8 protein-coding genes and 1 tRNA gene are annotated in these 8,014 nt (G+C 41.4%); 3 read left to right on the forward strand and 6 right to left on the reverse strand.

Going from position 1 to position 8,014, the window contains the following annotated elements; all coding sequences use genetic code 11:
• Position 1 precedes the first annotated feature (1 nt).
• From I3252_RS08800 to I3252_RS08825, 6 genes are all read right to left on the reverse strand, one after another.
• On the reverse strand, positions 2 to 829 hold the full coding sequence (locus tag I3252_RS08800; protein WP_201560458.1) for a hypothetical protein: 828 nt from the start codon (positions 827 to 829) through the stop codon (positions 2 to 4).
• Positions 830 to 856: 27 nt separating this feature from the next.
• The gene (locus I3252_RS08805) at positions 857 to 1,726 is read right to left on the reverse strand and encodes a hypothetical protein (RefSeq protein ID WP_238034882.1); all 870 of its coding nucleotides are present in this window, start codon (positions 1,724 to 1,726) and stop codon (positions 857 to 859) included.
• A complete protein-coding gene (locus I3252_RS08810; RefSeq protein ID WP_238034883.1) occupies positions 1,727 to 2,584 on the reverse strand; it encodes a hypothetical protein in 858 nt (285 codons plus the stop codon).
• Positions 2,585 to 2,647: 63 nt separating this feature from the next.
• A complete protein-coding gene (locus I3252_RS08815) occupies positions 2,648 to 3,421 on the reverse strand; it encodes an ABC transporter permease (RefSeq protein ID WP_045446727.1) in 774 nt (257 codons plus the stop codon).
• A gap of 29 nt (positions 3,422 to 3,450) precedes the next feature.
• Positions 3,451 to 4,413 (reverse strand): ABC transporter ATP-binding protein, encoded by a 963-nt coding sequence (locus tag I3252_RS08820; RefSeq protein ID WP_238034884.1) that lies wholly within the window; start codon positions 4,411 to 4,413, stop codon positions 3,451 to 3,453.
• A 232-nt stretch (positions 4,414 to 4,645) separates the two neighbouring features.
• Positions 4,646 to 5,278 carry a c-type cytochrome gene (locus tag I3252_RS08825; RefSeq protein ID WP_201560461.1) on the reverse strand — a complete coding sequence of 211 codons (633 nt, stop codon included), beginning with the start codon at positions 5,276 to 5,278 and terminating at the stop codon, positions 4,646 to 4,648.
• Between the two features lie 358 nt (positions 5,279 to 5,636).
• On the opposite strand from I3252_RS08825, the gene I3252_RS08830 reads away from it, so the two are divergent.
• From I3252_RS08830 to I3252_RS08840, 3 genes are all read left to right on the forward strand, one after another.
• Positions 5,637 to 5,713, forward strand: a tRNA-Arg gene (locus tag I3252_RS08830).
• 183 nt (positions 5,714 to 5,896) lie between these two features.
• Entirely contained in the window at positions 5,897 to 7,360 is a 1,464-nt protein-coding gene (locus I3252_RS08835; RefSeq protein WP_238034885.1) for a tyrosine-type recombinase/integrase, read from the forward strand.
• Positions 7,361 to 7,609: 249 nt separating this feature from the next.
• Complete coding sequence (locus I3252_RS08840; protein ID WP_238034886.1) at positions 7,610 to 7,978, forward strand: hypothetical protein; 369 nt, start codon at positions 7,610 to 7,612, stop codon at positions 7,976 to 7,978.
• The last annotated feature ends 36 nt before the right edge of the window (positions 7,979 to 8,014 follow it).

The following is an 8,014-nucleotide window of genomic DNA, read 5'->3' on the forward strand; positions in this document are numbered from 1 at the left end:
GCTATTTTATGGGAATCATTTGCCAGTCTGATGCAGAATCTGTCTTTACATAGTTAAAGCGTACTCGGTAAGCAGCAGTATCGCTATCGTTCATTTTGAAATAGAAATCTACCAATAAGCTCTCATTGGTAATCCATTCAACCTCTACCTTGCGAACCTTATCTTCGCTACCATTATAAAATTTTAAATGTTGTCGGAATTTATCGTAATCCCTGTTATTTTTTTCGTCATACTGGTAAGCATCGCTCTTATCTTTTTTCCAGATCATGACATTTTCTTCTCCTGGAAACTCAACTTTAACCGTAGCTGCATAAGTCATATCTGGTGAAAACGTCAAATGAGATCCTTCAAACTCTTGCTTGAAGCCTGAATCTAAATCAATCAATACTGTATTGTTAGTCTCATATATTTGCCCAGATAAATAAAGCCAGTTGTTATCTGCATCATAATGGTCTAAAAGATAAACATATCTAAGCTCTTTTTCCCCTTCTGCAAAATCGTCCATCAATATGATAAGGTCATGATTTGGTACCTTTATGATAGTCTTGTTTAGCTTGCGAGAAATGTATTCTGATAAACCCCATTTCTTGATGAGTCTTTGATTATAAATCATCAAGCTTTTATCTAAGCAATCTTGATAAATCCGCTCATCTTCACTACTGCAATTCTCACCCCAGTTAGGATAAACGGGCTTGTCTAGTACCTCCCAAACATAGTCATCCATCGCCGCTTTGGGCAGGTCTGCTTGCGCAGGCACCGATAGCATCAGTAGCAATGCACTCGCCATACAGATGCGAATTGAGGTGGCGACTGATAGAGTTATTTGCATATGAGAGCTAGACCTTTTTATTGTTTTTTAATCGTTGATATTAGCATCAGGTAAAACTCTCTGCCATTCACCCTCTTTATTATTAGCCGCATAAATATAGCGCACGCGAAATGCTACCGTGTCAGTGGGATTGACTCTGTAATAAAAATCAACGTTAACTTTATTATCGCTTGTCCAACTGATATCTCGCGCTTCGTACACCTCATGTTTTTTGTCATTATCATAATCTTGTTCATATAATTCATTACTAGCAAATATCGTTGCATAGCGTCCGTCATTGTCAGCTTTTTGACGCTCCCATATTATGATATCTCTGGTCACACCTTGCCTACCATTAAACCCTACCACTTGATTCATGTCGCTAGAAAACTTAAGATTGGTCGCATACAGCTCTTGCCAGCGCCCTGTGTTTAAATCGACAATGACAGTCGCTTGAGTCTCATACATCGTATGTAGTAACTGTAATAAATGATGCACTTTATCGTAGTACTGCAATTCATAGTGAGCGCTATGTTCCTCTTCAAACGGTACAAGATAATCTTTAAATACTAATGGCTGCTTTTGATTCGGTATACTGATATAAATGGTGTCCTTTTCTCGAACGACTCTGTCACTCAAGCCCCACTCTCGGCTTTGTGCATTATCAGCTTGGGCTAACGATTCAAAAATACAGTTTTCATAATCTGTAAATGTTTGATATTCAGTATGATCGTATCGACAGCTGCCTTCATACCAGTCTATGGCTACAGGCGCAGCGACTTTTATCCATATCTCTTCACCTGTCGATGGCTCTAAAGCTATAGGCGCTGCCTGTGCATCTAAGGCTGCTATTGTGGTCAATATAAATAGTCCTGCGACAGTCAACACCGTCTTTATACAATGAGAGATAGCGATCATTTACCTACTACCTTCATACAGTTGCCACTTATTCGTTGAGGTATTTTTAATAAAGGTATATCGTACTCTAAAAGCCGCTGAATCCGCTTCATTCAACTTATAAAAAGAATCTGCATAAAACTTATCATCATTTATCCAAGTAAAGGTTTCGCTATCATAAACCTGCTGTGCTTTATCTGCTTGATAAAACTTTTTATGACTGTCGTAGTTTTTTGAATCGTAACTACTACTATAGACTTGTTTATAGTAGCCTTCATAGTAACCGCTATCTTGTCGCTCCAAAATATTGACGTGTTCCGTCGCTCCCATTTCACTTTCAAAACCGACTATATATCTCATATCAGGAGAGATACTTAGCTTTCTGAGACTAAAATCTTGCCAAAACCCAGTAACCAAATTCACTACCGTCAAGCTCTCTCCTTCATAAAATCTTTGATGTATTGTCAGTAATTTCCGTGCTTTATCGTAGTCTTGTAGCGAATAATAAGGATTAAAATCCTCCTCATAAGGACTGGAGTAATCAACAAATACTAGTGGGTTTTTCCGATTAGCGACTTTGATATAAATGGCATTTCTCTCTCGAAAGACTTTATCGCTGATATTCCATTGCTTACTAAGCGCATTATCTGCATCTTCCCTCAAGTTATACAGACAGTTTTGTAGCGCATCATAAGTTTCATATTTGTAGTCGTTATGGCAATCATACTTATACGTTGCAGGATCTACAGGCGTCTCCATGACGACCCAATCATAATCATCCGTTGCCGCAAGTGGCGCTGCGATGGCAATGCTCGTGATTGTACTCAATAAAGTGGCTGTAAAAGCCTTACTCATACTTCTGACAAAAAAATTTTGCATAAAAAAAGCCCAACAATGTTGGACTCTTATAATAAGGTGACAAGCTACATTTTACAAACTAATCTACAAGCGCACACGTGAGCCATTACTGAGTAAACGATAGGCGATGGTATAGAATACCGCACAGAAGACAAAAATAGCCGCCATTGAATACCAGACATTCACATCAGAATAACCAAGAATACCGTAACGAAATGAGTTCACCATATAAACGATAGGATTTAATAGTGAGATATTTTGCCAAAATGGTGACAAGTTTTCCATCGAGTAGAACACACCACCTAGATAAGTCAATGGCGTAAGCACAAAACTTGGAATGATAGAAATATCATCAAATGAGCGAGCAAATACGGCATTGATAAAGCCACCAAGTGAAAATAAGATAGACGTACCTAGTACCGTAAATACCGTCACAAATAAATGCTCAATGCCAAGGTCGGTAAAGAATAGTGCAACTATTGATACGATGATACCAATGGCCAGTCCACGAAAGATACCACCACTGATATAACCCATTAAAATCGCATGTTTGGATACTGGCGAAACCAATAGCTCCTCGATACTGGAGGTGAACTTAGCACTAAAGAAGCTCGATACCACATTGGAGTAACTGTTGGTAATAATCGACATCATAATGAGACCAGGCACGATAAACTGCATGTATGGTACGCCGCCCATTTCACCCACACGCGAGCCGATCATCTTACCGAAGATGACAAAATAGAGACTCATCGTAATCACTGGTGGCAGCAAGGTCTGTGGCCAAATACGCAGAATTCGGCGAACCTCTTTTAACAAAATGGTGCGAAAAGCAATCCACTTTTTATTCCATGACATGGTTTTATTAGGATCTATCATTTCTTGACTCACAATCCTGCCTCCTTCATGCTATCTGCACTTTGGATATTTTTGTCTACTAAACGCATAAATAGCTCTTCTAGTCGATTGGCTTTATTACGCATACTGGCTACCGTGATACCTTGCGCCGATAACTGGTCAAAAACACCATTCAACGATTCGCCTTCAGTCAGTGTGACTTCAAGCGTCTGATCATCAGGCTGCGATATGTCTGTCACTCCTGCCAAAACCAATTGACGCGTAAGCGGTGTCTCCAAATCAAAAACAAAAGTCTCAACCGATAGCTGCGCTAGCAAGTCCTTCATCTCAGTATTAATACGAATCTCACCATGATCCAAAATCGCAATGCGTTTGCACAGCTGCTCCGCTTCTTCAAGATAATGAGTCGTCAGAATAATCGTGGTGTTTTCTTCGATATTAATCTGCTGCATAAACTCCCACATAGAGCGGCGTAACTCGATATCTACCCCAGCGGTTGGCTCATCCAAAATCAATAATTTTGGTTTATGAATCAGCGCCCTTGCAATCATCAACCGGCGCTTCATACCACCTGATAGCTCACGTGATTTGCTATTGCGCTTGTCCCACAGACCTAGCGCCATTAATAATCGTTTTGCCCGTGGGCGTGCTTCTTTGGCAGGAATACCAAAGTACCCAGCCTGTGTAATCAAAATATCTTCGACTTTTTCGAACATATTAAAATTAAACTCTTGTGGGACGATACCAAGATACTGTTTAGCGACTGACGGATTCTCTAGTAAATCTGTGCCAAATATCTTTACGCTGCCAGCTGTTGGTTTAAAAAGCGAGCTAATAATACCGATCATGGTTGATTTACCAGCACCATTTGGCCCCAGCAACGCAAAAAAACCTCCTTGCGGGACGGTTAAACTGACATCTTTGAGTGCCGAAAACCCATTGCTATAGGTTTTGGATAAATTCTGGATAGCAAGTGCTGGTACCTCAGACATGAAAACCTCTTTATTGGTTATAAATTTATGTAAAAATGTTTTTAGAATATAAACAGACAGAAGATACTGTGTAGTGTCATAAAGTGAGGCTAGTGTCGATGAATTTCAACTGTAATGCCTTAGAAGTACCGTATTGATAATACTCATCATTAAAAAAGCGCCTATCTCATTTAATGAAATAGGCGCTCCACTGATATATAGGGTAAAAAGCTTAGCCAGATATTCAATACAATTAGCTTGCTTCACCAACCATATAATCAACAGCGTTTTGAACTTCCTCATCAGGGATATCAGCACCACCTTTAGCAGGCATGGCGTTAAAACCATTGATAGCATGAGTGTATAATGTTTCTTTACCCTTGGAGATACGTGGTCCCCATGCACCAGCGTCACCTAAGATTGGCGAGCCAAGTAGACCTGCCGCATGACAAGTCTGACATACGGCATTATATACTGCTTTGCCATCACGAGGGCCGTCACCCGCTGCTGGGCCAGCGGCACGTGCCGTCACATCACAAACTTCATCGTCTTCAAAGCACACTTTAGCAACTGGCTGAATGCGAGCAATTAAGTTAGGATACAAAGCAATCAGCTTTTGCACTTGCGGCGTATCTTGCGGAATAGGCTCTTCATCAACCGCAGGTGCGGCAGCGGCAGTTTCTGCGGCAGGTGCATCGCCGTCAGTCGTATCTGCAGCAGCTTGGGTATCATCACCCAACTGCTCAGGCGCATTTGCTACCACTTCCTGCGCTGCTGCTACATCAGAAACAGTTACAGGAGTGTCTACAACACTTTCAGCTTGGCTCACCGCGATACTAGCGATTCCTAGAATGGCAGCTGCCGATAACATAACTACTTTTCTCATTCGTCACGTTCTCTTATTACATATACAAAGGCTTATACGGCTCAGACATTCTGCTTGTCCTCCTTTGACAACCAAATAGTTATCAATAGCAAACAGCCATCCCGCGTACCAGCACACTTGTAATCGGTGATTATAAATATGAATTCTCCCTGTCATTATAAGGGAAAAGGCAGGTAGATTGCCATGCCTGTTTAATGACTATCCTGTTTTTTCTTAAAAAACATCAATCACTGTCTTCATTCATTGGCTTTATGGATTTTATTTGTTAGACTAAGCGGTCTTTATTTTTCGACATCTTTACTGCTCATAACGCTCGTTTAGGCATGATGCTGATAATACCGTACGCCGTTGTTGTTATGCGCTCGTAGCTCAGTTGGATAGAGTATCGGTCTCCGAAGCCGAGGGTCGTGGGTTCGATTCCCGCCGAGCGCACCAACCCTCATATTTTGCCATTCCCTAGCATTACCCCAAACCTCTACAGCCCTTTAATACCATCATTCTATATCTTTAACTATTACTTGTCATTACCTATTAGCACCTATAGAATGTTGTTAAATCTGTTGTTAAATCTGTTGTTAAATCTGTTGTTAAAACTTATTTAACATCTTTGGGGCTGGCATGAATAAGAGAAAAGACTATCTATTAACGGATAATGGCGTGAAGTCTATCGCTAAGCAGTCGGCACCCGATAAAGTCGCCCGTCATAGCGATGGTAACAGCCTATATCTGATACAACACCCCAACGGCTCATTATTTTGGCAAATGTCATACCGCTATCAATCGGATAAAGACATTCAGCCCAAACAAAAAACCTATCAAATCGGTATCTATAAATCATCAAAGCAAGCCATTGACGCCTCATTCAAGCCGCAAGTGTCGCTAAAGCAAGCGCGTATCGAGCGTGACAAGGCAAAGGCGCTACTCACTGATGGTATTGACCCCACCGTCCATAAAGGTGCTGAGAAAAATAACTTTGAGCAAAAGGACTTATTCAAAGCCATTGCCAAAAGTTATATCGATGAAAAATCTAAAACTACAGCCAAAAACGTGCAAAAACTGCAAGGGTTTTTAGACAATCATATCTTAAAGCACTTAGGCTCATACCCTATTGGGGCGATCACCGCGCAAGACATTATTAAAACAGGGCTTGCCATTCAAGCGAGCTTTGAGCAGCAAGGCAAGCACACCTCAGAAACCGCGCATAAGTGCATGGGGCTGATTAGTTCTATCTTTGAGTACGCTATCAATACGCTGGGCTATGATATTACTAACCTTGCCATTGGACGTAATAAAGCACTCAGACCGCATAAAGCCGAACGCATGAAGGCGGTAGAACAGCACCAATTCCCCGACCTACTCCGTAACATTGACCAATATATTAGCAATCACCCAAACGCACACGCGCAGACCGTAGCAGGGTTACAGCTTATGACGCTGTGCTTTGTGCGTACTAAAGAGCTAAGGCACTTTGAGTGGTCAGAGATTGATTATCATAAAAGCGTATGGCGTATTCCAGCCGCCAAAATGAAGATGCGCCAAGATCATATTATCCCGCTATCACCACAAGCAATGGCAATCATTGAGCGTATGCGCCCACTGACTGAGCAGACGGGCTATGTATTCTATAACTTTGAGTCAAACAAGCCCTATAGTGAAGCATGGTTCAATCAGGCTCTACAGCGCATGGGCTATACAGGTGACCCCTACCCCAAGATGACAGGTCACGGCTTTAGGCAGCTTGCCAGCACAGGACTGTATGAGCTGCAATTTTCTGAAAGTTTGATAGAGATACAACTCGCCCACCTTGAGCAATCGAGCGTGAGAAGGCGCTATGACTTATCAGAGCATTTAGCCGAGCGTCAAATGATGATGCACCGATGGGCGAACTATCTTGATGACTTACGCGCTGGCAAGATGATCAGCTTTGATTTACTGACCCCTGATGAACTCGCTAAGGAAATGAATAGCCGCAATGAGCAAGCCACCGATATAGCGCTGCATGATAAAGACATACTGATAAAGAGCTTACAGGCGCAAGGCGTATCACCTGAGGTACTGGCCAAACTTGCCGAGCAGCTTTAACAACATCTTTTAACAACATAACGCGCCAGCCCAAACGCATAAAAATATCAATATGCCATAAAACAGCACTGACAAAACTGACGAAACCTATTGGTAAGCGCGATATAACAGACAAAACCGAACATGATAGCGTCAGTCGCTGTCATAACCGATTGCAAGGCTAGGACTAATTACCCGAACGACAGCCACCGCACCCTTAGCTGTCAGCGCCTTGCTCCTATTTTGCTTTAGGGGTGTGAGGGTGCGAATGTGAGTTTAATAGACAGGCTTATAGAGCCAACAAAGGACTATATAAGTTTCAAAGACCTTTTACTACATTTATCAGGAAGCAATAATCAACCACTTTATGAAGTAGTTAATTACTTACTGTGTTGTGAGCTTAATACGCTAGGTTTTTATTATATTGACTCAAAATATAGCATTACGCCTATTAGCTTTGATAAGAAAGATATAATCAATCAGGTCTTAGAAACAGTAAAAGAAGTCATTAGATTAGGTGATATTAATGATGAGCATTGGATATACACTAATGATGATAGCTTAGAGCTTTTTTCACACGGTGTTGGAGATAACATAGCAAAGCTTATAGAGCCACAAGTTATAGTCAGTTCACAATAAAATAAATACAGCCCATATCCTGAAATAGCTTAGGCA

This window comes from Psychrobacter sp. Ps4, assembly GCF_022129285.1.
GTDB classification, from domain to species: domain Bacteria; phylum Pseudomonadota; class Gammaproteobacteria; order Pseudomonadales; family Moraxellaceae; genus Psychrobacter; species Psychrobacter immobilis_A.

What these genes read in the sequence shown, in the direction of transcription:
- I3252_RS08800 (WP_201560458.1), bottom strand. Translation starts at nt 829, where the DNA reads ATGCAAATAACTCTATCAGTCGCCACCTCAATTCGCATCTGTATGGCG.
- I3252_RS08805 (WP_238034882.1), bottom strand. Translation starts at nt 1,726, where the DNA reads ATGATCGCTATCTCTCATTGTATAAAGACGGTGTTGACTGTCGCAGGA.
- I3252_RS08810 (WP_238034883.1), bottom strand. Translation starts at nt 2,584, where the DNA reads ATGCAAAATTTTTTTGTCAGAAGTATGAGTAAGGCTTTTACAGCCACT.
- I3252_RS08815 (WP_045446727.1), bottom strand. Translation starts at nt 3,421, where the DNA reads ATGTCATGGAATAAAAAGTGGATTGCTTTTCGCACCATTTTGTTAAAA.
- I3252_RS08820 (WP_238034884.1), bottom strand. Translation starts at nt 4,413, where the DNA reads ATGTCTGAGGTACCAGCACTTGCTATCCAGAATTTATCCAAAACCTAT.
- I3252_RS08825 (WP_201560461.1), bottom strand. Translation starts at nt 5,278, where the DNA reads ATGAGAAAAGTAGTTATGTTATCGGCAGCTGCCATTCTAGGAATCGCT.
- I3252_RS08835 (WP_238034885.1), top strand. Translation starts at nt 5,897, where the DNA reads ATGAATAAGAGAAAAGACTATCTATTAACGGATAATGGCGTGAAGTCT.